The sequence below is a fragment of the Massilia consociata genome, assembly GCF_042432755.1.
Taxonomy (GTDB): domain Bacteria; phylum Pseudomonadota; class Gammaproteobacteria; order Burkholderiales; family Burkholderiaceae_D; genus Telluria; species Telluria consociata.
Genome location: NZ_JBHLWP010000001.1, coordinates 1 through 24,635, shown reverse-complemented (window position 1 = coordinate 24,635; position 24,635 = coordinate 1). Strand labels below are relative to the sequence as shown.

Sequence of the window (24,635 nt, the reverse complement as noted above, 5' to 3'; positions counted from 1 at the left end):
CACGTTGGCTCCGGCTTTTATGAAAGCAGCGCGCCGCATCCGACACCGTGGCGCGCGAAGACGAGCAAACCATGACATTCAACCTGAAGCAATCCGTCCTTGCCTGCGCCATCCTGCAGGCCTTCTCCATCAGCGCATCGGCGCAACAGGCCGCACAGCCGGCTGCACAGCCAACCGCGGGCGTGGCCTCGGTCGTCGTCACCGGCAGCCGCTGGGTCGCCAGCGACCGCGCCAGCATCGGCGGCTTCACCGACGCGCCCCTGCTCGACACTCCGGCGGCGATCACCGCCATTACCCGCACCCAGATGCAGGACCTGTCGATCCGCAACGTGACCGACGCCGCGCGCTTCGACGCCTCGATCGGGGACGCGTACAACGCGATCGGCTATGCCGAGCAGTTCTCGATCCGCGGCTTCGCGCTGGACAACGCCAGCAGCTACCGCAAGGACGGCATCGTGATCCCGGCCGATGCGCAAATCCCGCTGGAGAACAAGGAACGGGTCGAGGTGCTGCGCGGCCTGGCCGGCCTGCAGGCGGGCGTCGCGGCGCCGGGCGGCATCATCAACTTCGCCACCAAGCGCCCGACCAATGCGCCGCTGCGCTCGGCGACCGTGGAGGTGAGCGAGCGCGGCACCGTGCACGGCGCGATCGACCTGGGCGGCCGCTTCGAGGACCGCCGCTTCGGCTACCGCATCAATGCCGCCGCGGAAGAGTTGAAGTCCTACGTGCGCGGCGCCGACGGCGAGCGCCAGTTCGCATCCTTCGCCTTCGACTGGCAGATCGCGCCAAGCGCCCTGCTGCAACTGGACCTCGACCACCAGCACAAGTCGCAGATCACCGCGCCGGGCTACCAGCTGCTGCGCAACGAGGCGCTGCCGACCGGCGTATCGCCGAAGACCCTGCTCAACAACCAGCTGTGGACCAAGCCGGTGGAAACCGACAGCAGCAACCTGGGCTTGCGCTTCGAGTACCGCATCAACCCGGAATGGAACGCGACCATCACCGCCAACAAGCACTGGTTCAAGCGCGACGACTACACCGCCTTCCCTTACGGCTGCAGCAACGAGGGCGAAGGATTCTATCCGGGCTACTGCTCGAACGGCGACTACGACGTCTATGACTACCAGAGCGTGGGCGAGCGCAAGACCCCGTGGGGTGTGCAGGCCATGCTGCAGGGCCGCTTCACTACCGGCGCGGTGCGCCACGCGCTCACCGTGGGCACGGCCGTCTCCGAGCGCCACGACAGCTTCGGCGAATACGTCTACGACTACGCCGGCTACAGCAACATCTGGAACAACCTGCTGGTCGACCCGGCGCCGGGCAGCCCGCGTACCGGCCCGGTGATGGAGCGCCGCAGCGACCGCGAGCACGCCCTGTTCGTGCAGGACGTCGCCACCCTGTCCGAGCAGCTGACGCTGCACGCCGGCCTGCGCTGGGTGAAGCTCAAGCGCCACGAACTGGCCGAGATCGACCAGCCGTGGGTGCATGCGAACGATTCCTTCGTGCTGCCGAGCGTGGCGCTGGTGTACAAGCCGGCGCGCGACTGGAGCGTCTACGGCTCGCTGAGCCACGGCCTGCAGCACGGCGGCATCGCCGAAATGGGCACGACCAACGAGAACGCCGCGCTGCCGCCGGGCCGCTCGAAGCAGGTGGAACTGGGCGTGAAAGGCATCGTCAACAATGCCGTGATGGTGTCGGCCGCCGCGTTCGACATCCGCCAGGGGCTGGAATACGTGAACGCCGCCAATGCCTTCGTGCGCGCCGGCGAGCAGCGCCACCGCGGCATCGAACTGGCGGCGCAGGGCAAGGTCAATGCAGACCTGAACTACAGCCTGTCGCTGATGGCGCTGGATGCGAAGCAGACCGGCACCGGCGACCCGGGCGTGGAAGGCAAGCGCGTCACCAACGTGCCGGAATTCCGCTCGACCGCGTGGGTGGAATATGCCGTGCCGGCCGTCGCCGGCCTGAAGGTGGATGCGATGTGGCAGTATTCGGGCAGCAAGGCCTTCGATCCGGAAAACCGTGCGATCGTGCCAGGCTACCACGTGGCCGGCCTGGGTGCGTCCTACGCCGTGCGGCTCGGCAATGTCAACACGACCCTCCGCGCCCGCGTGGACAACGTGTTCGACAAGTTCTATTGGCGCGACGTGACGCAGTCGCTGGGCGGCTACCTGCTGCCGGGCGCGCCGCGCACCTTCCGCGTGTCGGCCCAGTTCGACTTCTAAGGCTGGCCCAGCAGTGCCTCGACCTGCCGTACCCGGTACGGCAGGTCGCCTTCCAGCAGGACGTAGGGAATGCCCCTCGCGACCAGCGTCTCCACCAGCATCCGGTGCACCTCCTGGCGCACCTCTTCCGATTCGCGCTGCAGGCCGTCCGGTTCCCATGGGCTGTCGGGCGCCGTGACGAACGTCCAGGCGTAGTCGTGGCGGCTGTCCAGGCGCGCCAGCTGCGGGTCCACCCGGCCCCAGTACTGGCGGCTGTACAGGGCCGTCATCAGGGGCGTCGTGTCGCAGAACAGGAAGCGCCTTGCCTGCCCGGCCAGCGCGTCTTCGCGCGCCAGCTGGGTGCGGGCGATCGGGTACTGGTCGCTCTCGAACGGCACGCGGGCATGGGTGTCGACGAACTCGCGCAGGTATTCCGGTACCCACACGGTCTTGTAGTGCGCCGCCAGCGCCTCGGCCAGGGTGGACTTGCCGGACGATTCCGCACCGAGCAGCGCTACCCGCTGGACCGGCAGGCCCGGGTTCGGATCCGGCGCCCCGGCCGCGCTCATGCATCCCTCCGCGCAATGTTCGACCAGGCGCGCCAGCCCGTGTAGGCAAGCACCACGAACACCGCGTACAGCACCGCCGTCAGGATCAGGCCCTTGTAGACGTACAGGCCGACGTACAGCACATCCACCACGATCCAGATCAGCCAGTTCTCGACCTTCTTGCGGCCCAGCAGGAGCTGGCCCACCAGGCTGCCGGCGGTCAGGAAGCCGTCCGCATGCGGCACGTCGGTGTCGGTGAGACGGTCGAGGAATTGCGAGAGCAGCACGAAGCCGATCGCCCAGCCAGCGATGGCCCAGCCCCAGCCGCCACGCCTCAGACGCGTGACGACCAGCGGCTGGTTGCCGGCGCCGTGCAGCCACTGGTACCAGCCCCACACGGAGGCGGCGATGAACACGAACTGCAAGCCCATGTCGCCATACAGCTTGGCATCGAAGAACACGACGGCGTAGGTGCTTGAGGAAGCGATCGAGAACAGCCAGGCCCAGTGCTTCTGGCGGATATTGAGGACCACGGTGGTCGCCGCAAGCAGGAAGGAAACGAGTTCCAGCGGCGTGGTCGTGAGTCCGGCGAGGGTCAGGGTATCGTTCATGCGGTGCAATAAGAAGACGCCGGATGGTAACAGCAAAAAGGCCCCGGCGGTGGCGTACCGCCGGGGCCTCGTCAGCTCGCCTGCCCGATCACTTCTTCGGATACTTGATCGTCATTTCCTTCAGCAGGTTGTGCGCGCCGTCCACTTCCTTCATCACCCACAGCATGTAGCGGATGTCGACGTGGATCGCGCGCGTGATGGCGCTGTCGAAGTACCAGTCCTTGGTGATCGATTCATAGGTCGAATCGAAGTTCAGGCCCACCAGCTCGCCGCGCTTGTTCATCACGGCCGAACCGGAATTGCCGCCGGTGGTATCGGCGCTCGACAGGAAGTTGACTGGCACGCTGCCCAGCACCGGGTCCTTGAACACGCCGTAGCGCTTGCCCTTGATGGCATCGAGCAGCGGGGCCGGAGCGATGAACGGATCCTTGTTGGTCGCCTTCTCGACGATGCCCTCGACCGTCGTAAACGGGCCCTTCACCAGGCCGTCGCGCGGCGAGTACGGCGACACGGTGCCATAGGTCACGCGCAGCGTCGAGTTGGCGTCCGGGTAGACCGGCTTGCCCTGCGATTTCTTCCATGCGATCACGGCCGACATGTACTGCGGGATCACGCGTTCCAGGTTGCCGTCGATGTCGTTGCGGCGGTTTTCCAGCGCCATGCCGGTGTCGTGCAGGCGCACGGCCAGCTGGATGAACGGATCGTTCGACTTGCGGAAGGCCTCGGGATCCTTGCCGATCCAGGCCAGGCGCTTGGCGGTTTCTTCCAGTTCGGTCGCCTTGTACATGGCCGGCAGCGCGTTGGCGGCCGGCAGCAGCGCGTCCAGGCCCTGCGGGCGCAGCTTGGCGTCGATGCGGGCATAGCGCGCCAGCGCGGCGCCCCAGCGTGCTTCGTCGACCTGCGGCACGAAGGATTGCTCGAGGCGGGTCAGGCGCGCCTTGATGAAGGACAGGTCGCGTTCCTGATAGCCGGCTTCGCGCTGCGCGTCCGGCTTCTGGCGCTCCAGCGCGAGACGGTACAGGGTGCGGGCGCTCTTGAGCAGGTCGCTGTGGGTCGCCTCGAGCCACGCCGCCTCCTGGCGCGAGGCCGCCATGTCCTGGGCGATCACGCTATCCAGCTCGCTGAGGAGATTCTTCGAACCATTGCCGTTCTGCTTGTGCCAGGCGCGGAATTCCGCGTCCTGCACGTCCTTGATCGCGGCGATGTCCTTGCGCGCGAAGCCGTCCAGCAGGCCCTGGGTCTTCTTGAGCACGTTGTTCAGGCTCTTGTCGACGCTCGCGTAGCGCACGTTCCAGGCCGGGTTGCCCATGGTCGCGGCCGAGATCACCGACAGGTCGGCGGTGATGCTGGCCACCTTGGCCGGGAAGTCGACGTCGCGCGCGAAGCGGATCTCGCTCGGCAGCTTGTAGCGGCTGGTGCGGCCCGGATAGCCGGCCAGCAGGATCGGGTCGCCGTTCTTCAGGCCTTCGCTTGATACGACCAGGAAATCCTTCGATTTATACGGCACGTTGTCCGGCGAGGGGTCGGCCGGGCGGCCGTCCTTGCCGACATAGGCGCGCAGGAAGGCGTAGTCGCCGGTCTGGCGCGGCCATTCGTAGTTGTCGATGTCGCCGCCGAAGTTGCCGATGCGGTCGGACGGCGCATGCACCAGGCGCACGTCGCGGATCATCAGCTGCTTGATGCGGTAGTACTCGAGGCCGCGGTGGAAGGCCGGCACCGAGCAGCGCACCGACTTGTCGGTCTCGCATTCGGCGATCAGGGACTTGATGCGCGACGCGACCAGCTCGTGGCGCTCGCGGCCGCTCATGGACGGGCTCAGCCCCTTGAGCACGCGGTCGGTCACGTTCTCGACCTTCTCGGTCACGTACACCAGCGTGTTCGGCCCGCCCGGCAGCTCGTCCGCGCGGTTCTTGGCCAGGAAGCCGTTGATGATGTAGTTCTTCTCGGGGGTCGAATTGCGCTGGATGGCGCCGTAGGCGCAGTGGTGGTTGGTGACGACCAGGCCGTCCGGCGAGACGAACGAGGCCGAGCAGCCGCCCAGCGACACGATCGCACTCATCGGATGCCTGGTCAGGTCGGCCAGTTTCTCGGCCGGCATGGTAATGCCGATGCGCTTCAGTTCGGATTTGAGTTGCGGCAACTGGTGCGGTTGCCACTGGCCTTCATCGGCCACGGCGGCAGTTACCATGCCCAGCAGTGCAACGGGCACGGCGGTGTGCAGGACGATCGATTTGAACAAGATGAACCCCGAGATGAAAAAAAGCAATCCGAGAGTATAGCCTTGTCAGCTTGTGAAGACCGTGGTTTTCTGGCGTATTGACGGAACAAGGCCAGCTCCCGTCCCCTGTCACCCACTACTGTCGTGGCCGCATTCCAACACGGTCGCGGCCGAATGCAAGGGTTTGCCTGCGGCCCGACCTTTTATCGTCGTACGGGCGTACCCGGATCGCGCCGTATGCTAGGCTGGAATGCCACCCACGCCGCCATTCTGTCGGCCCGAAGGAGCTCATCATGCATAAGCGCCTCTTCCCTGCCCTGTTCGCCGCCGGCCTGCTCGTGCCCGCGCAGGCCCAGGATTTCTGGTCGTTCAGCTATACCGGCTTCCTGCTGGAAAAAGAAAACCGTTTCGATCCGGCCTTCCGGCTCGACGGTGCCTTCGACGGCGAGGATACGGACGGCGACGGTTTGCTCGAACTGGAAGAGCTCACCGGTTTCTGGTACGAGGGACAGGACTTCTTCGCCAGGCCCGGAGGCGGCTGCTACCTTTCCCGTTGCGAGCTCAAGCAGTTCACCTACGAGCTGGCACTTGGCCGGCTGTTCTTCGACGCGGAATACGGTTATTCCGACGAAGCCAGCATCAGCTCGCACACGACCGTCACGGGGCTCAGCCATTACCAGTACAGCGAAACCGGCTACCGGCCGCCGTTCTACACCAGCACCCAGACCTGGCTCTGGACCGACCAGACCCGCTTCGCGATCTCGCCTCCCCCGGTCAGCGAGCCTGCCTTCGGCATGCTGCTGCCAGGCGGCCTGCTGCTGCTCGCCGCCACGCGTGCCGGGCGCCGGTGGCGCCGCGGGCGCGACCCGGGCACGACGACGAGTACGGGCTCGGGCTCAGTCCAGGGCTGAAACCCGCCAGCCGCCGCCCAGCGCCTGGATCAGCGCGACTGCCGCAGTCTGCCGGTCCGCCTGCACCTGCACCAGCGAACGGCGCGCGTTCAGCGCGGTCGCCTGGGCCTGCACCACTTCGCTGTAGCCGACCTGGCCCGCGCGGTAGCGGTTCATGATCTGCTGCTCGACCTTGTCGGCCGCCTCGGAGGCCACGCGCCGCAGTTCCTGCTGCTGCTCGAGCACCCGCACCGCCGTGAGCTGGTTTTCGACGTCCGCAAAGGCGTTCAGGACCGTCTGGCGGTAGCGTGCGACGGCCGCCTGGTGGCGCGCCTCGGCGCCCGCCACCCCGGCGCGCGTGGCGCCGGCGTTGAAGACCGACTGCGCCGCCGACAACCCGAACGACCACACCGCGTTCGACACCGAGAACAGGTCGGACACCCGGCTGCCGCCGGTGCCGAGCGAACCGCTCAAGCCGATGTTCGGAAAGTATGCCGAGCGCGCGATGCCGATGTCGGCATTGGCGGCGGCCACGTCGCGTTCCGCCGCGGCGATGTCGGGACGGCGCTGCAGCAGGGTCGCCGGCACGCCCACGGGGATGCTCGGCACGTGCACGCGCCATTCGGGCAGGGGGGCCAGGGTGAAGTCGGCGGGCGCCCTGCCGACCAGCACGGCGATGGCATGCTCGAACTGGGCGCGCTGGCGGTTCAAGCCCAAGGCATCGTTGCGCGCGTTGGCCAGTTGCGTCTCGGCCTGCAGCACGTCGGTGCGGGCGGCGAGGCCGACATTGAAGCGGTTCTGCGTGATCTGCAGCTCGCGCTCGTAGCCGGCAATGGTGCGTGCGAGCAGCGCGCGCTGGGCGTCGAGCGCGCGCACGGCAAAGTAATTGGCCGCCAGTTCGCCCTGGGCCGACAGCCGCGCGCTGGCCAGGTCGGCGGCGGTGGCTTCGGCATTCGCCTGCGCGCCCGTCACGCCTGCGCGCAGGCGTCCCCATACATCCGGCTCCCAGCTGCCCCCCAGGTTGAGGCGATAGGCGGTGTCCGCGCCCTCCCCGCGCACGCCGCCGCGCTCGCCCCCCAGGCCGAGCGACACGCCGGGAAAGAGCGCGGCGCGCTGCTGCTGGACCAGCGCGCGCGCCTGCGCGTAGTTCGCCACCGCTACCGCCACGTTCTGGTTCGAGACCTCGACCCCGGCCGCCAACACGTTCAGGACCTGATCGTCGAACAGCTGCCACCAGGGCCCGCGCTCGAGGGCGTCGGCCGGCGCCGCCGGCACCCAGCCTTCGGCCTCCTTGAACGCGGCGGGCTCCGGCGTCGTGGGCCGCTGGTAGGCGGGACCGGCGGCGCAACCACCCAGCAGGCCGGCGGCAACGACGAGGGCGATGGTGGAGGCGGAAGTGAAGGTAAAGGTAGAGGCGGTTCGCATGGAGGTCATGGTTTTACAGGGGTCGGTTCGTCATCGAGCGGATGGCGGGTCAGCGCGCGTTCGTCGGGCTTCTTCGTGCGCAGCTTGTCGAGCAGGACGTAAACGACCGGCGTGGTGAGCAGGGTCAGGATCTGGCTGGCGAGCAGCCCCCCGATGATGGCGATGCCGAGCGGACGGCGCAGCTCGGAGCCTTCGCCGAAGCCGATCGCCAGCGGCAGCGCGCCCAGGGCGGCGGCCAGCGTCGTCATCAGGATCGGGCGGAAGCGCAGGATGCAGGCCTCGCGCACGGCCTCCACGGCGCTCAGGCCCCTCGCCCGCTCGGCTTCGAGGGCGAAATCGATGATCAGGATCGCATTCTTCTTCACGATACCGATGAGCAGGAACACACCGATGAGCGCGATGATCGAGAACTCCATCTTGAACACTAACAGGGCCAGCACCGCGCCCACGCCCGCCGACGGCAGGGTAGACAGCACGGTGACCGGATGGATCAGGCTTTCGTACAGGATGCCGAGCACGATGTAGATGACGACGATCGCGGCAAGGATCAGCATCGGCTGTTCCTTGCTCGACTCCTGGGCCGCGCGCGCCGTGCCCTGGAAGCTGCCGCGTACATTGGTCGGCATGCCGATGTCGGCTTCGGCCTGCCTGACGGCCGCCTGGCCATCCTCCAGGTTGTAGCCCGCGGCCAGGTTGAAAGAGACGGTGGTGGCCAGTTCGCCGTCCTGGTGGTTGACGGACGTGGGCGTCGAGCTCTCGGCGAAACTGGCAATCGCCATCAGCGGCACCATGGTGGTGGGGCTGGACGACAGTGCCGAGCCGCTCGAGGGGTCGCGCGCGGCGGTCAGGTTGCCCGGCGCGGACGGCGTGCCCGAACCCGGCTGGCCGGACGCGGCGGCACTGCCGCCGGCCGCCCCCGTCCCGCCGCCGCGCGCCGGCACGTACACGTCGCGCAGCGCTTCCGGCGACTGCGCGTAGCGCTGGGCCACGCCCATGATGATGCGGTACTGGTTCTGCTCGTCGTAGATGTTGGCCACCTGGCGCTGGCCGAAGTTGTTGTACAGCGCATTGTTGACGTCGCGGGTGCCGATGCCCAGGCGCGCCATCGTCTCCTTGTCGATGGTCACGAAGGTCTCGACGCCGTTCTCGGACTGGTCGGTGTCGACGTCCACCAGCGCCGGCTGGCGCTTCATGGATTCAGCCAGGCGCGTGGCCCACTGCTTCAGGTCGGCCGCGTTGTCGCTCTTGAGCGTGTACTGGTAGGTGGAATTGCTGGAGCGTCCGCCCATGCGCAGGTCCTGCACCGGGTTCAGGAAGATCGAGACGCCGGTCACCTGCGCCAGTTGCGGGCGCAGGCGGGCGATCACGGCCTGGCCGCCCTCCTTGCGCTCGTCGATCGGCTTGAGGTTGATGAACATGAAGCCGCCCCCGGCGCGCCCGCCGCCGGTGAAGGCGACCACGGTGTCCACGGCCGGGTCGCGCCGGATGATGTCGACCAGCTGGCGCAGCTTGCCCTGCATGGCCTGGAACGAGATGCTCTGGTCGGCGCGGATGCCGCCGTTGAGCTGGCCGGTGTCCTGCTGCGGGAAGAAGCCCTTGGGCGCGGCCGCGAACAGGTAGACGTTCAGGCCGACGACGAACACCAGGACGATCATCACCAGGAGCTTGCTGTCGAGCGCCCAGTCGAGTGCGTGCCCGTAGCTGCGCAGCACGCGCGCAAAACCGTTCTCGGACCAGCGCGCCAGGCGCCCCGGCTGGCGCGCCTTGCCGGCCTGCGCATCCTTGCGGCGCAGCAGCCAGGCGCACATCATGGGCGTGGTGGTCAGCGAGATCACCAGCGAGATCAGCACCGCCACCGACAAGGTCACCGCGAATTCGCGGAACAGGCGCCCCACCTGCCCGCCCATGAACAGCAGCGGGATGAACACCGCCACCAGCGACAGCGAGATCGAAAGCACGGTGAAGCCGACCTCGCGCGCGCCCAGCAGCGCCGCCTTCATGCGGTCCATGCCGGCCTCGATGTGGCGCGAGGTATTCTCCAGCACCACGATGGCGTCGTCGACCACGAAGCCGGTGGCGACCGTCAAGGCCATCAGCGACAGGTTGTTCAGGCTGAAGCCCAGCAGGTACATGACGCCGAAGGTCCCCAGCAGCGAGACGATGGTGGCCACCGCCGGCACCACGGTGGCACGCACGCTGCGCAGGAAGACGCTGACCACCAGCACCACCAGGATAATCGACAGCACCAAGGTGAACTCGACCTCATGCAAGGAGGCGCGGATGGAGTTGGTCCGGTCCGACGCCACCTGCAGCGTCACGTCGCCCGGCAACTGCGCCTGCAGCGAGGGGAGCAGCGCGCGCACGCCGTCCACGGTCTCGATCACGTTGGCGTCCGGCTGGCGCGTCACCAGCACGATGACGGCCGGCTGGCCGTTGAACAGGCCGAGCGTGTTGACGTTCTCGACGCCGTCGATCACCTCCGCCACGTCGCGCAGGCGGATGGCGGCGCCGTCGCGCCAGGCCACGACCAGGTCGCGGTATTCCGCGGCCTGGGGCCTGCCCTGGCTGCCGCCGGCGGGCTGGGAATAGATCTGGAAGCGGTTGCCGCCGCCCTCGATGGCACCCTTCGGGCGGTTGGCGTTGGTCGCCTGGATCGCGGCGCGCACGTCCTCGCTGGACAGGCCGTACTTGTTCAGCGCGTACGGCAGCAGCTCCACCCGCACGGCGGGCAGCGAGCCGCCGCCGATCTCCACTTCGCCCACGCCCTTCACCTGCGCCAGGCGCTGCTGCACCAGGTTCGACACCGACTCGTAGATCTGGCCGGGCGAACGGGTCTTCGAGGTGAGCGCCAGGATGATGACGGGCGCGTCGGACGGATTGGCCTTGCGGTAGGTCGGGTTGCTGCGCAGGGTGGCCGGCAGGTCGGCGCGGGCCGCATTGATCGCGGCCTGCACCTCGCGCGCGGCCGAGTCGATTTTCCGGTTCAGGTCGAACTGCAGGCTGATGCGGGTGGAGCCGTTGCCGCTGTTCGAGGTCATCTCGTTGACGCCGGCGATCACGCCCAGGCGCCGCTCCAGCGGCGTGGCCACGCTCGAGGCCATGGTTTCCGGGCTCGCGCCCGGCAGCGAGGCCGACACCGAGATGGTCGGGTAATCCACCTGCGGCAGCGGCGACACCGGCAGCACGAAGAAGGCGGCGATGCCGGCCAGCGCGATGCCCAGCGTCAGCAAGACTGTGGCGATCGGGCGCTCGACGAAGGGCCGCGACAGGTTCATGCGCCCACCTGCGCCGGCTTGTTCGGGGCTTTTCCTGTCCGTCTACGGGCCAGGCGGTCGAAGGCCAGGTAGATCACCGGCGTCGTGAACAGGGTCAGCAGCTGGCTCACGATCAGCCCGCCGAAGATGGCCAGGCCCAGGGGACGCCGCAGCTCGGCGCCCTCGCCGGTGCCGAGCATCAGCGGAACGGCGGCGAACAGCGCGGCCAGCGTGGTCATCAGGATCGGGCGGAAACGCAGCAGCGCGGCCTGGCGGATCGCGTCCAGCGGACTCTTGCCCTCGTCGCGCTCGGCCTCGATGGCGAAGTCGATCATCATGATGGCGTTCTTCTTGACGATGCCGATCAGGAGGATGATGCCAATGATGCCGATCACGCCCAGCCCCTGCCCGGTCACCCACAGCGCCAGCAGCGCGCCGACGCCGGCCGATGGCAAGGTCGACAGGATGGTGAGCGGGTGCACGTAGCTCTCGTACAGCACGCCCAGCACGATGTACACGCACACCACGGCGGCCAGGATCAGCCACAGCTGGTTCGACAGCGACGCCTCGTAGGCGCCGGACGAGCCCAGGAAGCGCATGCTCACCGAGGCCGGCAGCTTGATCTCCCGGGCCACCTCGCGGATGGCATCCACGGCGGTGCCGAGCGAGGTGCCGCCGGCCGTGTCGAAACCGACGGTGGCCGCCGGATACTGGGCCACGTGGGTGATCTGCAGCGGCGCCTCCGCCTCGCGGATGGTCGCCACCGCCGACAGCGGCGTCGGCTGCCCGGAACCGGTACGCAGCTGCAGGCGCGCCAGGCTGGCCGGCGACATCGCCTCGTCCTGCTGGGCTTCCAGGATCACGCGGTACTGGTTGGTCTCGGTGAAGATGGTCGAGACGATGCGCTGGCCGAAGGCGCTGTAGAGCGCGTCGTCGATCGCGGCCGCCGTGATGTTCAGGCGCGAGGCGGTGTCGCGGTCGATGTCGATGAAGGCGGCGGCGCCAGTCGCTCCGGCATCGGTGGTGACGTTGCGCAGTTCCTCGCGCGCGGCCATGGCGGCCGCCAGCCTGCGCGCCCACTGGTTGACGGTGGCGCTGTCCGCGCCCTCGATCGAGAGCCGGTACTGGGTCGGCCCGCTCTCGGCGTCGATGGTCAGGTCCTGGGTGGGCTGCAGGAACATCGTCGCGCCGGCCACGTTGTCCACGCGCGCGCGCAGCCGCGCCATGGTCTCTTCCTGGTCGCCCCTGCCCTCGCGCTTCAGGTTGATCAGCATGGTGCCGGTGTTGAGCATGGTGTTGTTGGCCGCGTCCACGCCCACGTAGGAGCTGAGCGATTCCACCGCCGGGTCCTTCAGGATTTCGGCGGCCGCGGCCTGCTGCAGCTTCGCCATCTCCGCGTACGAGATCGACTGGCGCGCCTGGATCCGCGCCTGCAACTGGCCCGTGTCCTGGGTCGGGAACAGCCCTTTCGGGATGATCATCCACAGCAGCGCGGTGAGCACCAGCGTGCCGAGCGCCACCAGCATGGTCAGGCCCTGGCGCGCCAGCACCCAGCCCAGCGCCACGTCGTAGCGCCGGATGACGCGATCGAAAAAGGCCTGGCTCCTGCGGGCGAAGCGGCCCGGCCGCTCTTCCTGGTGGCTCTTCAGCCAGCGCGCCGACATCATCGGCACCAGCGTCAGGGACACGACCATCGAGATCAGGATCGTCACCGCCAGCGTCACCGCGAACTCGCGGAACAGGCGGCCGACCACGTCGCCCATGAACAGCAGCGGGATCAGGACGGCAATCAGCGACACGGTCAGCGAAATGATGGTGAAGCCGATCTGGGTGGCGCCCTTCAGGGCCGCCGCCATCGGTTCTTCGCCTTTCTCGATGTAGCGCGCGATGTTCTCGATCATGACGATGGCGTCGTCCACCACGAAGCCGGTGGCGATCGTCAGCGCCATCAGTGACAGGTTGTTCAGGCTGTAGCCCATCAGGTACATGATGCCGAAGCTGCCGACCAGGGAGATCGGCACCGCCAGGCTGGCAATCACCGTGGCGCGCAGGCTGTGCAGGAAGGCGAAGATCACCAGCACCACCAGCACCACGGCCAGCAGCAGCTCCATCTGCACGTGCTCGACCGAGGCGCGGATGCCGGCGGTGCGGTCGCTCAGCACGTCCATGCGCACGGACGCCGGCAGGCCGGCCTGCAGCTCGGGCAGGCGCTCCTTGATGGCGTCGACGGTGGCGATCACGTTGGCGCCCGGCTGGCGCTGCACGTTGAGGATGATCGCCGGCTTCAGGCCGGCCCAGGCGCCGATGCGCACGTTCTCGGCGCTGTCGACCACGCGCGCCACGTTTTCCAGGCGCACGGGCGCGCCGTTCCGGTAGGCGACGATCAGGTTCCTGTATTCGGGGACGGTGAGCAGCTGGTCGTTGGCGTTGATGGCATACGAGCGGGTCGGGCCGTCGAAGTTGCCCTTGGCGCTGTTGGCGTTGGCCGCGGTGATGGCGCTGCGCAGCGTGTCCAGGCCCAGGCCGTAGGAGGCCAGCGCCTCGGTGTCGGCCTGGATCCGCACCGCCGGCCGCTGCCCGCCGGACAGCGTTACCAGCCCTACCCCGGACACCTGGCTGATCTTCAGCGCCAGTCTCGTGTTGACGAGGTTCTGCACTTCGGTGAGCGGCAGCGTATCGGAAGTGATCGCCAGGGTCAGCACCGGCGCGTCGGCCGGGTTGACCTTGGCGTAGACCGGCGGCGCCGGCAGGTCGGTCGGCAGGAGCGAGCTGCCCGCGTTGATCGCGGCCTGCACTTCCTGCTCCGCGACGTCGAGCGTCTGGCCGAGGCCGAACTGCAGCGTGATCACCGAAACGCCGGCCGCGCTGGTGGAGCTCATGCGGGTCAGGCCCGACATCTGGCCGAACTGGCGCTCCAGCGGCGCGGTGACGGTACGCGCCATCACTTCCGGACTGGCGCCCGGATACAGGGTCTGCACCTGGATGGTCGGGAAGTCCACCTGCGGCAGCGCGGACAAAGGCAGGAAGCGGTAGCCGACCAGGCCGGCCAGCACGATGGCCAGCATCAGCAATGCTGTCGCGACCGGCCTTCGAATAAATGGCGCCGATGGACTCATCAGTTATCCCTCAAACCGTCGCTCCCGCGCAGGCGGGAGCCCAATGTCGTGTGCATCGCCGCCGTCATTGCTGCGCGCCTTCGCGCTGCCGGCGGCCCTCGCCCTGCCCGGCACCGGCGCCGCCTTGTCCGCCGCGTGCCCCTGCCGGACGATCGCCGGGCAAGGTCACCTTCGCCCCATCCCGGAGCCGGTCCGCCCCTTCCGTGATCACCTGCTCGCCCACCTTCAGGCCCGTCTTGATCTGCACCCTGTCCACCGTCGCCTGCCCGCGCGTGACGGCCCGCTGCGACACGGTGCGTTCTTTCGCGTCGAGCACGTAGACGAAGTCGCCGTTGGCGCCGTGGCGCAGCGCCGTCACCGGCACCACCACCGCGTCCTCGATCACGTCCAGCTGCAGGCGCAGGTTGACGAACTGGCTGGGGAACAGCTTGTTGTCGGTGTTGGCGAAGCGCGCCTTGGCGCGCACGGTGCCGGTCTGGACGTCCACCTGGTTGTCGAGCGCGATGAAGGAGCCGGTGGCCAGCGCGTCGCTGCGCGTGCGGTCCAGCGCCGTCGCCGGCAGCTTCGCGTCCTGCGCGATGCGTCCCTGCAGCGCCGGCACCTGGTCCTGGGGCACAGCGAATTCGACGTCGATCGGCGCCAGTTGGGTAATGACGGCAATGCCGTTGGCATCGTTGCCGCCCACCAGGTTGCCGATATCGACCGTGCGCAGGCCGACGCGGCCGGCGATCGGCGCCCGCACCTGGGTATAGCCCAGGTTGAGCTGGGCAATGCCTTCGGCGGCGCGGTCGGTCATGACCGTGCCTTCGAGCTGCTTGACCAGCGCGGCCTGGGTGTCGACTTCCTGGCGCGCGATCGAATCCTGTTCCAGCAGCGTGCGGAAGCGCGACAAGGTCAGGCGCGCGCTTTCCAGCTGGGCCTCGTCGCGCTGGCGCTGGCCGCGCGCCTGCAGCAGCGCCATCTCGAACGGGCGCGGATCGACGGTGGCCAGCACCTGCCCGGCCTTGACCAGCTGGCCCTCGGTGAACTGGATCTTCTGCAGCACGCCCGACACCTGCGGCCGCACCGTCGCCGTGGCGGCCGCCACCACGGTGCCGAGGGCGTCGATGTGGATCGGGATGTCGGCCTGCTCGGCAGTGGCCACGCCGACCGTGGTGGCCGGCGCGCCGCGTCCGCCCCGGCCGCCTGCGCCCGGGCCGGCTGCAGCAGGGCCGCTCGCTCCCCGCCCTGCCGCCCCCGGCGCGCCGGCGGCGCCCGGGCCACCGGCCGGCTGGTGGGTCAGGCGCCAGGCCAGCACGGCCAGGCCGATCATCGCCAGCACCGCGATCACGGCGCCGATCAAGCGCTTGCGGCGCTTTTCCTGCGGCGAGACTGGGGGCGGGCTGGTGAGGGCAGACTTGGGAGGAAAGTTCGGGTCCATGCTCTTCCTTGTTCTTGTGGCCGGAATGCGGTTCGTGCAATGTGGTCGCAAAAAGGTTAGCACGCTGTCCCGCAAGTTTATGTTTCATAACGTACATTGCGTACCAGCCGTTGTTACAAACGCGGGACGGCTTTTACGCCGATTTACACCGATACCCGGGAAATAGGGGGAGAACAGGAGGGAGTAAACGGAAAACGGGTGCGGAATCGCTTCCGCACCCGTTTTCCTGGTGTCGCAGCCGGTTACAAACTGGCTACAAAACCGGCCGCATTGCGCGTCATGGGGACTGGCACATGCAGTGGACGGCGGCAGCGAACGGCCTGCGTCCGTCGGCCACGTCCTTCAGGAAGGCCATGTCGTCGGCCACCTGGGCCATCGGGCCGGCCGGCAGCGCCGCCTCCAGCAGGCCGAGCTTGACCTGGATGTTGATCGCCTGCGCGGTCGAGGCGCCCATCATGTTCAGGAAGCGCTCGATGCGGGTCACCGGGCGCTCGACGTAGGCCACGCGGTAATCTCCGTCCAGCTTGGCGCGCCTGGCCGCCGAGTCGAGCGCGTCGCGATAGCTGCCGAGACGGTCGACCAGGCCGCGTTCCCTGGCCTGGGCGCCGGTCCAGACGCGGCCCTGCCCCGCTTCGTCGATCTTCGCGACGGTGGTCTTGCGCGCCTGCGCGGCCTTGGTGGTGAACTCGCTGTAGACGTGGTTGATGCTGCTCTGGACCAGCTGGCCGAAGCGCGGGTCGAGCGGGCGCAGCGGGTTGTAGGCGTCGGCCAGCCAGGTGGTGGTGTAGCCGCCGGTATGGATGCCCAGCTTGTCGCTCACCTTCTCTGCCGTCGGCAGGATGGTGAACACGCCGATCGAGCCGGTGATGGTGGCCGGGTCGGCGATCACCTCGTCGGCCGCCATCGAGATCCAGTAACCGCCGGAGGCGGCGACACTGCCCATCGACACCACCACCGGCTTGCCGGCGGCGCGGGTCAGCTCCAGCTCGCGGCGGATCAGTTCGGAACCGTAGGCGCTGCCGCCGGGGGAATCGACGCGCAGCACGATGGCCTTGACCTGTTCGTCCTCGCGCGCCTGGCGGATCAGGTTGGCCGTGGTGCGGCCGCCGACCACGCCCGGGCCGCTGGTGCCTTCGGTAATGTTGCCGGCCGCGACGATCACGCCGACCGCGTCGCCGAAGGGTTTCGGCTGGTGGCGGCCCAGGTAGTCGTGGTAACCCACCTGGCGGAAGGACTTGATGCGCTCGTCCCAGGCGCCGCGCTTGGCCAGCATGGCGCGAATTTCGTCCTGGGTCCGGATGCCGTCGACCAGCTTGGCCTGCAGCGCGACCTTGGCGGCGCTGCCGCCGGCCGCTTCGAGCTGCTGCGGCAGGGTCTCGATCCAGCCGGCCACGGTGCCGGTGGCCAGCTTGCGGTTCTTCTCGACCTGGGCGGTGTAGTCGGCCCACAGCGCGTTGTACAGGTAGGCGTCGGCTTCCTGCGCGGCCTCGGACGGACCGTTGGCGATGTAGGGCTCGGCAAAGCTCTTATAGGTGCCGACCTTGATCAGGTTGACCGTCACGCCCAGCTTGTCGAGGGCGTCGCGGTAGTAGTTGCGGCGGCCGCCGAAGCCTTCGATCAGCACCATGCCCATCGGGTGCACATACACTTCGTCGGCATGCGAGGCGAGCAGGTAGCGTTTCTGGTCGTACATGCCGCCCCAGGCCACCACTTTCTTGCCCGATGCCTTGACGCGGTCGATGGCGGCGCCGACGTCGCGCAGCATCGCCAGGCCGCCGCCGTTCATCTGGTCGAGCAACAGCACCACGGTGGTGATGTTCTTGTCCTTGGCGGCATTGTCGAGCACGGTGAGCAGGTCGCGCAGGCGCACGGTGCGCTTGCTGTCGCCGCCGACGCTGTCGAGCACCGTGTCCTGGAAGCTCGACTGGTACTGCTCGACCAGGTCGCCCTTCAGTTCGAGCACCAGCGCGCTCTTCTCGCCGATCGGCTTGACGCCGCCGGACGTGAGGATCATGAAGACGATGATCACGAACAGCAGGAACAGCAGGTTCATGAAGGTGCGGCGGGACACGTCGACTGCACGCCACAGCATGCCGAAGCCGCGACGCAGCGCGCTCAGGGGTTTGAAGGCCATCGATACTCCGTTAGTCAGTAAAACGTCGGCTCACGCCGCCACGGCAGCAGGCCCGGTCTTCTCTTTCCGGGAGACTGCGAACAGGCCGGCATACACGAGTATGCCATTTACCATAAGCAATTCCAGTCCGAGACGGTAGGAACCAAGCAAGTGCTCCTGATTGTACTCAAGGAGGGCGCAAAGAATCGGCGCGCCGATCGTAACGTACGGGACCAGGTGGTCCGTCAGCGAACGACGGGTCAGCATGCCGAAGGCGAACAGACCCAGCAGCGGCCCGTAGGTATAGGCGGCCAGCTTCAGGATGACGACGATCATGCTCGGGTTGTCGGCCATCTTGAAGCCCATCACCAGCATCAGGAACAGCAGCGCGAAGCCCAGGTGCACGCGGCGGCGCAGCTTTTCCTTGCCCTCTTCCGTCAGGTCGGTACGGCGCTTGATGCCGAGGATGTCGATGCAGAACGAGGAGGTCAGCGCCGTGATGGCGCCGTCGGCGCTCGGGAACAGGGCCGAGATCAGCGCGATCAAGAAGATGATCTGCACCGTGGCGGGCAGATGGCCCATGACGACGGCCGGGAAGATCTTGTCGCCGGTAGCGGTCACGCCGACGCTGGGAGCGTACAGGTACAGCAGGCCGCCCAGGAACAGGAAGCTCATCAGCACGACGACCAGCACCGCGGTCAGGGTCAACAGGTTTTTCTGGGAATCCTTGAGCGTCTTGACCGAGATCGTCTTCTGCATCATTTCCTGGTCCATGCCGGTCATGGTCAGCACGATGAAGGCGCCGGCCAGGATCTGCTTCAGGAAGAAGTTCGGGCTGTCGAAGTCGGTGGTGAACACGCGCGCCAGGCCCTGCGACTGCATGGCGTTCAGGCTGTCCGGAATCGACATGCCCAGTTCGCCGAGCAGGAACCAGACGCAGGCGAACAGGCCGAACAGCATGCAGGCGGTCTGCAGGGTGTCGGTCCAGACGATGGTCTTGACGCCGCCCTGGTAGGTGTACATCAGGATCATGCCCAGGATGACCAGGGTCGTGATCCAGAACGGCACGCCCAGGCTGTCCAGGATGATCGCCTGCAGGATATTCACGACCAGGTAGAGCCGGGCGGTGGCGCCGAGCAGGCGCGAGATGATGAAGAAGCCCGCCCCGCTCTGGTAGGCGCGGCGCCCGAGGCGCACGTCGAGGTAGTGGTAGATCGAGGTGAGCTGGAGCCGGTAGTACAACGGCAGCAGGATGTAGGCCACGGCGATGTAGCCGATCACGTAGCCGATCAGGATCTGGGCGTAGCCGAAGGCGTCCACGCCGACGGCGCCGGGCACGCTGATGAAGGTCGCGCCGGACAAGGTGGTGCCCACCATGCCGAAGGCGACCAGCATCCAGTTGCTGCTCTTGTTACCGATGAAGAAGCTGTCGTTGTTGGCGTTGCGCGAGGTGGCCCAGGCGACGCCGAGCAACAGGAGGAAATAGCCGATGAGGATGCAGAAAAGTAGTGCCGGAGACATGAAATTCCAGTGCGGTTGTCGTTTCGCCCAGCAATATACACTGAAGCGATCCCACCGGAAACGCTGCATCCTTCTCCTGGCTATACCTCTTGGTTATGCCTTCTTCTACTCCGCCTACGCCCGCCTACGCCTCTTCGCCCTGCACGCGCTCGAACGGCCCGATGCAGGTGTTCATGGTTTCGTCGGCGCACATCAGGAAGATCGCGCCCGACGGATGGAAGCGGATGTAGTTGGTGGCCGTGGTCCCGACCTTCATGATGGCGCCCGAGCAGTCCTTCTTGCCGTTGTCCTTCACGATGCGGTCTTCCAGCCGGTAGAAACCCTTGGCGCTGGGCTTGGCGGGGATGCGGTAGACGCTTTCCGACACTTCCTCGGCGCTGGTGACCAGGGTGGTGCCGTCGGCGCGGAAGCGGTAGGTTTCCGAGCAGCCGAGGTCGGGCAGGCTCAGTTTCCAGATGCCAAGGATGGGGTGGTCGGCCGGCGGCGCGGCCTGCGCGGCATGCGGCACGGACAGCAGCAAAGGTGCGGCAAATACGGCGGAAAATACGGCGGAAAACACTGCGGCAGGCACGCGCATGGCAGGCTCCTTCGACCTTCGCTTCCCCAGGACGGCGCCCCGGCGGTCCCGCGCTGCGGGCGATGCCATTATTGCATCGGCGGCGCGCGCACGTCGCACGCGCCGTGCGGTCCCGCCAGGCGGAGTCCGGCCGGGCAGGACAATGTCCCGGCGCGGATCAGCGGGGGTCAGCGGGGGTCAGCCGCGCTCAGCCATTCTCCGGCGCGGTCTTCGGCTTGGCCGGACGGCGGCTGCGGGCAGCCGGCTTGCGGGCCGGGGACTTGTGGGCCGGACGGGCTGCCTTCTTGCGGGCCGGCCTGGCGTCGCTGCCGTCGCCGGCCGCTGCGTCGGGGGCCTCCTCGGCGCCGGCGGGGGTGGCGACCGGACTGTCCGCCGTCGCGGCCGCGGTAGCGGCGGCAGTTGCCGGTGCGGCCGCGGCGTCCGGCTCGGGTAGCGCGGCGGCTTCGGTTGCCGGCGCCGCCTCGGCCGCTGCCGGGGCCTGCGCTGCCGGGGCCTTCTTGGCTGCCGGCTTGCGCGGCGCGCGGCGGCGCTCCTTCACCGGCGCCTGGGCCTCGGCCGGTTCGGCCAGTTCGGCGGGTGCGGCTGCTTCGGCTTCGCGGGCTTCCCGCGCAGGCGCTGCGCTTGCGGCATCTTCCTGGGCGGGCGCGGGGGCACCGGGCACGGCTGGCGGCGCCGTCTCCTGCCCGGCTTCCTGTTCCGCGGCCGCCGCGGCCGGCGGGACGGCCAGGTCGGCGTCGGGCGCGGTCAGTTCCGGCACCGGGGCGGCTTCCGCACGCCCCTTGCGCCCGCCACGGCTGCGGCGGCGCGGCTCGCGCGCGCCTTCCGCTGCCGGTTCGGCTTCCGCCTGCACGGCGTCGGGCTGGGGAGACACGTCCAGGGTGTCCGGCGATTCGGGCACCACGACCAGCTCGGGCGCCGGCATCGACGCGCTGGCGCTGCGGTACACATAGGTGCCCGACTTCTCGTCGCGGCCGAACTCGAACAGGCCGCGCGTCTGCGCTTCTTCCAGCAGGTTGCCGAAGGTGCGGAAACCGTAATAGGTTTCCGAGAAGTCCGGGCGGCGGCGCTTGAGGGTATCCTTCAGCAGCGAGGCCCAGATCTTGCCGGTGTCGCCGCGTTCAAGCACCAGCGCGTCGAAGGTCTCGAGCACCATCTCGAGCGCCTGCACCTTGCGCGCCTCGAGTTCTTCCTTGCGCTTGTCGTCGCTCGGACGGCGCGGGGACGGCTGGCCCTTGCGCGAATCGAGTTCTTCCTTGCGCTTGGCGGCGGCGCGATTCTTCTCGCGCACCAGGTCGTCGTAGAAGATGAATTCGTCGCAGTTGGCCACCAGGAGGTCCGAGGTCGACTGCTTGACGCCCACGCCGATCACCTGCTTGGCGTTCTCGCGCAGCTTGGAGACGAGCGGCGAGAAATCCGAGTCGCCGCTGATGATGACGAAGGTATCGACGTGCGACTTGGTGTAGCACAGGTCGAGCGCGTCGACCACGAGGCGGATGTCCGCCGAATTCTTGCCGGACTGGCGCACATGCGGAATTTCGATCAGTTCGAAGTTCGCTTCGTGCATGGGAGCCTTGAAGGCCTTGTAGCGGTCCCAGTCGCAATAGGCTTTCTTGACGACGATGCTGCCCTTGAGCAGCAGGCGCTCGAGCACCGGCTTGATGTCGAATTTTTCATAATTGGCATCACGCACGCCCAGGGCGACGTTTTCGAAGTCGCAGAACACCGCCATGCTGATGTTGTCGGAAGAAGCCATGAGTTGTTCTTTTCTACTTTTCTGGTAAGGAAGGGGAAAACTGACCGGGATTATACGCAACACGACTGCGCCTGGCTTCGCACGGCACGCCAGCGTCGCACACAAGCGATTGTTGCATTTGCATCACGAAAGGACATTCATCTCTATAATGTCCGCTTCCAATGCGCGCCCAAAACCGATCCATGCTTTCCCTTGCCGTCTTCGAGTCAGCATTCAACCGTTCGCCAGGCGGCGCCTACCTGCTGTCGCCGACGCCGGATGCCGTCGTCCTTGCCGTGAACGAGGCTTTCTTGAAAGCATCGAGGCGCCGGCGCGAGGAACTGGTGGGCGTCAGCCTGTTCGTCGCCTTCCCCGCCGACCCGAACGATCCTGCCGGCCTCGGCGAAGTGGACCTGCGCAATTCGCTGGCGCGGGCCATCGAGACCGGTTGCCCCGACATGCTGCCCGCCATCCGCTATCCGATCCCGGTCGAAGGCCCGGACGGAACGACCGTGTTCGAGGAGCGCTTCTGGAGCGCGGTCAGCACCCCGCTCTTCGACGACGAGGGGCGCATCGCCTGCATCCTGCACACGACCAACGACGTGACCGAGCGAATGCGCTCGGAAGCGGCGCTGCGCGAGAGCGAAAAGCGCTTCCGGGCGCTGACCACGGCCGGCCAGGTGGTGTACCGGATGAACGCCGACTGGACCGAACTGCGCGAACTCGACGGCCGCGGCTTCCTGAAGGACGCCACCGGGCCGCGCCCGTTCTGGCTCCAGGACTACGTGCCGCGGGACGAGCAGGAACGCGTGCATGCCGCGGTGGCGAAGGCGATCGGCAGCCGCGCCATTTTCGAACTGGAGCACCGGGTGCGCCGCATCGACGGCAGCGACGGCTGGGCGCTATCGCGCGCCGTGCCCATGTTCGATGCCGCCGGCCGGGTGGCCGAATGGATCGGCGCCGCCAGCGACATCACCGAGCGCAAGGCGGCGGAGGAAAAGCTGCGCGAGGCGGACCGCCGCAAGGACGAGTTCCTGGCGATGCTGGCACACGAACTGCGCAACCCGATCGCACCGATCAGCGCCGCGGCCCAGCTGCTGCAGCACATGAAGCTGGACGAGACCCTGGTGCGGCGCACCAGCGAGATCATCGCCCGCCAGGTGGGCCACATGACCGGCCTGATCGACGACTTGCTGGACGTCTCGCGCGTCACCCGCGGCCTGGTGGAACTGGAGCGTGTGCCGGTCGACCTGGGCGAGGTGCTGCAGGACGCGGTGGAACAGGTCATGCCGCTGGTACGCGCGCGCCGCCACGAACTCGCGTTATCGCTGCCGCCCCGGCCGGCCCTGGTCACGGGCGACAAGAAACGGTTGGTGCAGGTCGTCGCCAACATCCTCAACAACGCCGCCAAGTACACCCCGGAAGGCGGCAGGATCGCCGTGCGTGCCGATGTGACGGACGGCCGGGCCTGCATCGACGTCAGCGACAACGGCATCGGCATGGCGCCCGAACTGAGCGAGCGCGCCTTCGAGCTGTTCGCCCAGGCCGCGCGCAGCTCCGACCGCTCGTTGGGCGGCCTCGGCCTGGGGCTGGCGCTGGTCAGGAGCCTGGTCGAGCTACACGGCGGCAAGGTTGCCTGCGACAGCGCGGGGCCGGGCCAGGGCAGCCGCTTCAGCGTCTGCCTGCCCTGCGTCTCCGAAGGCGACGCAGCCGCGCCTGCGCCGCCCCCCGCCCCGGCGCCGGACGCGGCGCGCAGCCACGGTCGGCTGCGGATCCTGGTGGTGGACGACAACGTCGATGCGGCCGACACCTTGTCGATGCTGCTGGAGGCCTCCGGCTACCACACGCTGGTGGAACACGCGCCCCACGCCGCGCTCGAGCGGGCGCGGTGCGACACGCCGCAAGTCTGCCTGCTGGACATCGGCCTGCCCGAGATGGACGGACGGGAACTCGCGCGCCGCCTGCGCGCCGAGGCGGCGACCCGCGACGCGGTGCTGGTCGCCATCACCGGTTACGGCCAGGACAGCGACCGCGAACAGATCCTCGCCGCCGGCTTCGACCACCACCTGGTCAAGCCGGTCGACATCGGGCGCCTGCACGGCATCCTGTCTGCGCTGGCGGCGCCGCAGTCCTGAACTCACCGTACTGACTCACGGTATTGAATTACAGCCGGGCGAGCGTCGCATCGTCCGGCTCGCCGTCGAAGTACTTGTCGATGCAGGCCTGGAACACCGCCTCGTCCGGCGCCACGTCGGCAAACAGCGTCATCGAGGAGCGGAACTTGAGCTCATCCGGATGCCCGAAGATCTCCTCTGCGCTCAAGCCGTCGAGCCCGGCCACGATGCCCGCGCATTCGCGCAGGCGCTTGCCCAGCACCGGATGCGCCAGGTAGGCCGCCGCCTCGTCGCCGGAGGCGATCGCGTAGCGCTGCGCCATTTCGCTGTGGCCCAGCCCGGCGATTTGCGGAAAGATGAACCACATCCAGTGCGAGCGTTTGTGCCCGGCACGCAGCTCCTTGAGGACGGTGCCGTACACCGGCTCCTGCGCCTGCACGAAGCGCTCCAGGTCAAATTCCTTGTCCACGATGTGCCCTCCTTGGCCTTCCCCTGCTTGCCCCATGCTACAACGTCCCTGTTGTTTGCTAAAGTACGTCCCGTATGATGGATTCCGAACACCTATCCCTGCTGCTGGTCCGTGAAATGCCTTATGGTAAATACAAGGGCCGCAAGATCGCCGACCTGCCCGGCCATTACCTGGGCTGGCTCGCCCGCGAGGGCTTCCCGCGCGGCGAGCTGGGCCAGTTGCTGGCCCTCATGTATGAACTCGACCACAACGCCCTGCGCGGCCTGCTCGATCCGTTGCGTCCGGCCCACTGATGTCCCGTATATGGACTCCTCCTCGTTTGCAAACAATCCGTCTTCAGGCCGTGAGGTACGACTGCTCACGTATATCCGGTCTCGTACTGCTGCACCTGCTCCAGGTGCTGGACCCTGATGGGCTATTCGC

16 protein-coding genes are annotated in these 24,635 nt (G+C 67.7%); 4 read left to right on the top strand and 12 right to left on the bottom strand.

Translation table 11 applies throughout. The features are described from left to right. The first annotated feature begins 71 nt into the window (after positions 1-71). Entirely contained in the window at positions 72-2,225 is a 2,154-nt protein-coding gene (locus ACFFJK_RS00080) for a TonB-dependent siderophore receptor (RefSeq protein WP_379677040.1), read from the top strand. Here ACFFJK_RS00080 and ACFFJK_RS00075 read toward each other — a convergent pair. The 3 genes from ACFFJK_RS00075 to ACFFJK_RS00065 all read right to left on the bottom strand — a co-directional run bounded on the left by ACFFJK_RS00075 (position 2,222) and on the right by ACFFJK_RS00065 (position 5,602). After that, on the bottom strand, positions 2,222-2,773 hold the full coding sequence (locus ACFFJK_RS00075) for an AAA family ATPase (protein WP_379677039.1): 552 nt from the start codon (positions 2,771-2,773) through the stop codon (positions 2,222-2,224). The genes ACFFJK_RS00080 and ACFFJK_RS00075 overlap by 4 nt on opposite strands. Continuing rightward, the gene (pnuC, locus tag ACFFJK_RS00070; protein ID WP_379677038.1) at positions 2,770-3,363 is read right to left on the bottom strand and encodes a nicotinamide riboside transporter PnuC; all 594 of its coding nucleotides are present in this window, start codon (positions 3,361-3,363) and stop codon (positions 2,770-2,772) included. The genes ACFFJK_RS00075 and pnuC overlap by 4 nt, the downstream gene beginning before the upstream one ends. A gap of 88 nt (positions 3,364-3,451) precedes the next feature. After that, on the bottom strand, positions 3,452-5,602 hold the full coding sequence (locus ACFFJK_RS00065) for a S46 family peptidase (protein ID WP_379677037.1): 2,151 nt from the start codon (positions 5,600-5,602) through the stop codon (positions 3,452-3,454). A gap of 272 nt (positions 5,603-5,874) precedes the next feature. Between ACFFJK_RS00065 and ACFFJK_RS00060 the strand changes: the two genes are divergently transcribed. Then, positions 5,875-6,492 carry a hypothetical protein gene (locus ACFFJK_RS00060; RefSeq protein ID WP_379677036.1) on the top strand — a complete coding sequence of 206 codons (618 nt, stop codon included), beginning with the start codon at positions 5,875-5,877 and terminating at the stop codon, positions 6,490-6,492. On the opposite strand, the gene ACFFJK_RS00055 is transcribed toward ACFFJK_RS00060, so the two are convergent. From ACFFJK_RS00055 to ACFFJK_RS00020, 8 genes are all read right to left on the bottom strand, one after another. Then, the gene (locus ACFFJK_RS00055; RefSeq protein ID WP_379677035.1) at positions 6,478-7,905 is read right to left on the bottom strand and encodes an efflux transporter outer membrane subunit; all 1,428 of its coding nucleotides are present in this window, start codon (positions 7,903-7,905) and stop codon (positions 6,478-6,480) included. The genes ACFFJK_RS00060 and ACFFJK_RS00055 overlap by 15 nt on opposite strands. Continuing rightward, the gene (locus tag ACFFJK_RS00050; RefSeq protein ID WP_379677034.1) at positions 7,902-11,171 is read right to left on the bottom strand and encodes an efflux RND transporter permease subunit; all 3,270 of its coding nucleotides are present in this window, start codon (positions 11,169-11,171) and stop codon (positions 7,902-7,904) included. The genes ACFFJK_RS00055 and ACFFJK_RS00050 overlap by 4 nt, the downstream gene beginning before the upstream one ends. After that, complete coding sequence (locus tag ACFFJK_RS00045; protein WP_379677033.1) at positions 11,168-14,266, bottom strand: efflux RND transporter permease subunit; 3,099 nt, start codon at positions 14,264-14,266, stop codon at positions 11,168-11,170. The genes ACFFJK_RS00050 and ACFFJK_RS00045 overlap by 4 nt, the downstream gene beginning before the upstream one ends. Positions 14,267-14,330: 64 nt before the next feature. Then, complete coding sequence (locus tag ACFFJK_RS00040; RefSeq protein WP_379677032.1) at positions 14,331-15,686, bottom strand: efflux RND transporter periplasmic adaptor subunit; 1,356 nt, start codon at positions 15,684-15,686, stop codon at positions 14,331-14,333. A gap of 277 nt (positions 15,687-15,963) precedes the next feature. Then, the gene (gene sppA, locus ACFFJK_RS00035) at positions 15,964-17,820 is read right to left on the bottom strand and encodes a signal peptide peptidase SppA (protein ID WP_379677031.1); all 1,857 of its coding nucleotides are present in this window, start codon (positions 17,818-17,820) and stop codon (positions 15,964-15,966) included. Between the two features lie 30 nt (positions 17,821-17,850). Then, positions 17,851-19,320 (bottom strand): sodium:solute symporter, encoded by a 1,470-nt coding sequence (locus ACFFJK_RS00030; RefSeq protein WP_379677030.1) that lies wholly within the window; start codon positions 19,318-19,320, stop codon positions 17,851-17,853. 124 nt (positions 19,321-19,444) lie between these two features. Further along, positions 19,445-19,897, bottom strand: a complete 453-nt coding sequence (locus ACFFJK_RS00025; RefSeq protein WP_379677029.1) for a hypothetical protein — start codon at positions 19,895-19,897, stop codon at positions 19,445-19,447. Positions 19,898-20,084: 187 nt separating this feature from the next. Further along, complete coding sequence (locus ACFFJK_RS00020; RefSeq protein WP_379677028.1) at positions 20,085-21,650, bottom strand: NYN domain-containing protein; 1,566 nt, start codon at positions 21,648-21,650, stop codon at positions 20,085-20,087. A gap of 182 nt (positions 21,651-21,832) precedes the next feature. Between ACFFJK_RS00020 and ACFFJK_RS00015 the strand changes: the two genes are divergently transcribed. After that, positions 21,833-23,764, top strand: a complete 1,932-nt coding sequence (locus ACFFJK_RS00015) for a PAS domain-containing hybrid sensor histidine kinase/response regulator (protein WP_379677027.1) — start codon at positions 21,833-21,835, stop codon at positions 23,762-23,764. A gap of 28 nt (positions 23,765-23,792) precedes the next feature. Here ACFFJK_RS00015 and ACFFJK_RS00010 read toward each other — a convergent pair whose 3' ends face one another. Then, complete coding sequence (locus tag ACFFJK_RS00010; RefSeq protein WP_379677026.1) at positions 23,793-24,248, bottom strand: DUF1810 domain-containing protein; 456 nt, start codon at positions 24,246-24,248, stop codon at positions 23,793-23,795. Positions 24,249-24,289: 41 nt separating this feature from the next. Between ACFFJK_RS00010 and ACFFJK_RS00005 the strand changes: the two genes are divergently transcribed. Continuing rightward, positions 24,290-24,505, top strand: coding sequence for a DUF3820 family protein (locus ACFFJK_RS00005; RefSeq protein ID WP_379677316.1), 216 nt, complete (start codon positions 24,290-24,292; stop codon positions 24,503-24,505). The last annotated feature ends 130 nt before the right edge of the window (positions 24,506-24,635 follow it).

What these genes read in the sequence shown, in the direction of transcription:
- ACFFJK_RS00080 (WP_379677040.1), top strand. Translation starts at nt 72, where the DNA reads ATGACATTCAACCTGAAGCAATCCGTCCTTGCCTGCGCCATCCTGCAG.
- ACFFJK_RS00075 (WP_379677039.1), bottom strand. Translation starts at nt 2,773, where the DNA reads ATGAGCGCGGCCGGGGCGCCGGATCCGAACCCGGGCCTGCCGGTCCAG.
- pnuC (WP_379677038.1), bottom strand. Translation starts at nt 3,363, where the DNA reads ATGAACGATACCCTGACCCTCGCCGGACTCACGACCACGCCGCTGGAA.
- ACFFJK_RS00060 (WP_379677036.1), top strand. Translation starts at nt 5,875, where the DNA reads ATGCATAAGCGCCTCTTCCCTGCCCTGTTCGCCGCCGGCCTGCTCGTG.
- ACFFJK_RS00055 (WP_379677035.1), bottom strand. Translation starts at nt 7,905, where the DNA reads ATGACCTCCATGCGAACCGCCTCTACCTTTACCTTCACTTCCGCCTCC.
- ACFFJK_RS00050 (WP_379677034.1), bottom strand. Translation starts at nt 11,171, where the DNA reads ATGAACCTGTCGCGGCCCTTCGTCGAGCGCCCGATCGCCACAGTCTTG.
- ACFFJK_RS00045 (WP_379677033.1), bottom strand. Translation starts at nt 14,266, where the DNA reads ATGAGTCCATCGGCGCCATTTATTCGAAGGCCGGTCGCGACAGCATTG.
- ACFFJK_RS00040 (WP_379677032.1), bottom strand. Translation starts at nt 15,686, where the DNA reads ATGGACCCGAACTTTCCTCCCAAGTCTGCCCTCACCAGCCCGCCCCCA.
- sppA (WP_379677031.1), bottom strand. Translation starts at nt 17,820, where the DNA reads ATGGCCTTCAAACCCCTGAGCGCGCTGCGTCGCGGCTTCGGCATGCTG.
- ACFFJK_RS00030 (WP_379677030.1), bottom strand. Translation starts at nt 19,320, where the DNA reads ATGTCTCCGGCACTACTTTTCTGCATCCTCATCGGCTATTTCCTCCTG.
- ACFFJK_RS00025 (WP_379677029.1), bottom strand. Translation starts at nt 19,897, where the DNA reads ATGCGCGTGCCTGCCGCAGTGTTTTCCGCCGTATTTTCCGCCGTATTT.
- ACFFJK_RS00020 (WP_379677028.1), bottom strand. Translation starts at nt 21,650, where the DNA reads ATGGCTTCTTCCGACAACATCAGCATGGCGGTGTTCTGCGACTTCGAA.
- ACFFJK_RS00015 (WP_379677027.1), top strand. Translation starts at nt 21,833, where the DNA reads ATGCTTTCCCTTGCCGTCTTCGAGTCAGCATTCAACCGTTCGCCAGGC.
- ACFFJK_RS00010 (WP_379677026.1), bottom strand. Translation starts at nt 24,248, where the DNA reads ATGGGGCAAGCAGGGGAAGGCCAAGGAGGGCACATCGTGGACAAGGAA.
- ACFFJK_RS00005 (WP_379677316.1), top strand. Translation starts at nt 24,290, where the DNA reads ATGGATTCCGAACACCTATCCCTGCTGCTGGTCCGTGAAATGCCTTAT.